Genomic DNA, 2,093 nt, shown 5'->3' with positions numbered 1-2,093 from the left:
CAGTCCTGCCACCTTCTTCGTCTACCGGCTTCCGTCTAGACGGTGACGTTGTTGCGGCGCCGGCCGTGCGGGGCCGACCAGCGGAGCACTTCAGCGCCGTCTGCGGAGCCTGCGGTGCAGAGGGCCGCGCGACGGTCCGTGAGCGTCGCTATGCGGAGGCTCTCAGGGGCTCGAGGGCGGCTAGGACGAGGTCGAGGCCGAAGATGAACTCCTCCGCCGGGTCGTAGCCGGCAGCGGCGAGCACCGCGGCGGACTCGTTGAGGTAGGGGAACTCGTCAGGAGGAAGCTGGGGCAGGAAGACGCCCTCGGCCATGTCCGCGAACTCATCGGCGGTGTCGAACGGCAGGCTGGCTTCCTGCAGGGCGAAACCGTAGACATAGCTGTCGAGCAACCAGTTGGCGTGCGTCGCCATCAAGACCGGGAAGCCAGCCCTCCGCAGGCAGGCGGTGACCGCTTCGCGGTGGCGGAGGTTCGCGGGCCCCGGCGATGTCCGCGACTCCATCAGGCCGATCGCCCACGGGTGGCATGCGAGAACCCGTCGGGCGGATATCGCCCGCCGTCGCATCGCTGACTGCCAGTCGGTCTCTTCGGGCGGGAGCTCGATCTCCTCGAACACGATGTCGATCATGGCGTCCAGCAACTCCTCCTTGCTCGCCACGTAGTGGTAGAGCGACATCGCGCCCGCGCCGAGAGCGCGAGCCAGCCGGCGCATGCTCAGCTCGCCGACCCCCTCGCGGTCGGCGAGCTGGACCGCCTCGACCACCACTCGTTGCTTGCTCAGCCCCGCGTCTGACGCGACCTGGCGTTGTTCCCTCGCAGACACGGGTCTCCTCGCTCCCTGAACGGCTTGACAATCGTCCAGCGTACGGTCATGGTACAGCGTACTACTCGTAGTACATTGTACGACGTACGGTGTACGAGCCAGCCAGAGTCGTAGCTCGGACGTGAGGAGGCTTCTGTGGGAATCGAACAGCGATCGAATGCCGGAGCACGCCTGGTGCCGGGGGCGAGTCCGGCCGGGGCGACGACGATGCGGGCCGCCGGGCGGCACCGCTACGGCCCGCCCTCAGTGCTCGAGTCGTCCGAGGTCCGGGCTACCGCTGCCCGGTCGAGGCGATGTGCTCGTCCAGGTGGGCGCGGCCTCGGTACATCCCTGCCGCCACTCCGGCGGAGGGACCGCTCCTCTCGAAAGAAGAACCGATGACCATCCGAACGAAAACCCCGAACCTGCTCGACAACCCGCCGGTCCCCGTGCAGGCCAAGCTCGCCGCCGCATGGACCAGCTTCATGTTCCTCTACATCTACGTCGACTACTTCCACCTCCACAAGCCCGGCGTCATCGACAACCTCCGCGCCGGCGTCGTCTTTGAGTTCGACATCAGCCCGACGTTGTTGACCATGATGCTCGCGTCCGTGGCGATCCCGGCCCTGATGGTGATGCTCTCCATGACGCTGCCCGCCCGGGTGAACCGCGCCACGAACCTCGTTGTTGCATTGCTCTACATCCCCTACTCGGTGGTCAACGCGGCAGGGGAGTCCTGGGACTGGGCCTTCTTCTACGGCCTCTCCATCGGAGTCGAGGTGCTGCTCCTGGCCTTCATCCTGCGCTCCGCCTGGACATGGCCTCGAACCCCCGCCGTCCCAGCCGGTCTCGCGACGACCGACCTTCGACAGGACCTTCGACAGTAGGTGTCCGTGTAAAGTCCTACGGCGTGAAGCCCGTGACCAGCTCAGTCGCGGTATACGCAGAGAACCTGCTCACGAACGGTCCGGTGTCCGCGCGGGGGCTCACTGGCCGGTGGCCAACGCCCGTGATGGGGACCCTGCTGCCGGCAACCATCTTGGGGTCGTCGCGGCCCCGGACCCAGCCGCGGCGGGGAGGTCAAATGGCCGCTTGTTCGGCGTTCGGACCGGCAGTGGTGCCGGCATCGACGAACCGCATCGGCCGGGTCCTGCGTGGCTTGGTCGGGTGGTGCCGTCGGGCGGGGATCGGGTTGCCGTCCTCGTCGAACTTCCCCGACGGACGCAGGCGCAAGTACGATCTGCGCCTGTCTCCTTCTGACCGGCTCCGCGTGACCAGGCCTTCCCGTCTT

At 67.3% G+C, this 2,093-nt stretch carries 2 protein-coding genes and 1 pseudogene; 1 reads left to right on the top strand and 2 read right to left on the bottom strand.

Translation table 11 applies throughout. The features are described from left to right. Positions 1 to 148: 148 nt before the first annotated feature. Complete coding sequence (locus tag ACFY2X_RS47235; RefSeq protein WP_389952015.1) at positions 149 to 823, bottom strand: TetR/AcrR family transcriptional regulator; 675 nt, start codon at positions 821 to 823, stop codon at positions 149 to 151. Between the two features lie 377 nt (positions 824 to 1,200). Between ACFY2X_RS47235 and ACFY2X_RS47230 the strand changes: the two genes are divergently transcribed. Further along, positions 1,201 to 1,689, top strand: a complete 489-nt coding sequence (locus ACFY2X_RS47230; RefSeq protein ID WP_389952012.1) for a DUF6326 family protein — start codon at positions 1,201 to 1,203, stop codon at positions 1,687 to 1,689. Positions 1,690 to 1,882: 193 nt separating this feature from the next. Here ACFY2X_RS47230 and ACFY2X_RS47225 read toward each other — a convergent pair. After that, positions 1,883 to 2,093, bottom strand: a pseudogene (locus ACFY2X_RS47225) (hypothetical protein); the annotation flags it as partial.

The organism is Streptosporangium sp. NPDC000396 (genome assembly GCF_042898655.1).
Taxonomy (GTDB): domain Bacteria; phylum Actinomycetota; class Actinomycetes; order Streptosporangiales; family Streptosporangiaceae; genus Streptosporangium.
This window is presented reverse-complemented; position numbering and strand designations above follow the sequence as displayed.